Annotated in this window: 1 protein-coding gene; it reads left to right on the top strand. The window is 41.7% G+C overall.

Annotated features, from left to right (window positions below):
* Nucleotides 1-124 precede the first annotated feature (124 nt).
* Nucleotides 125-319 (top strand): DUF6160 family protein (locus A3756_RS06475; protein WP_197481224.1); only part of this gene is annotated, 195 nt, incomplete at its 3' end.

Consider the following 319-nt stretch of genomic DNA (forward strand, 5'->3'; position numbering starts at 1 on the left):
AATATCATTGTCGGTGATTTAGACGTTGGTGGTACAAGTTTAGGCGAGCAGCGAATTGAAGGGATATTGGTCCAGTATATGGATGTTAAATTTCGGGACTTGGATCCTAACTAGAGGCTTATTTATGTTGTTTCGGGTACTAATTTTTATGCTTACTGCCGGGCTCGCTAATGCAGAGATGTCAAGTATTGATGACTCAGATCTATCAGAGGTGACAGGGCAAAGTGGTGTTTATTTAACAGGTGAAGTTTCAATCAACGAAGAGGGTGGGGCGTTCAATGACTCTGACAGCCATGGTTACTTTGGAGATTGTTCAAAT

The sequence above is a fragment of the Oleiphilus sp. HI0086 genome (assembly GCF_001635225.1).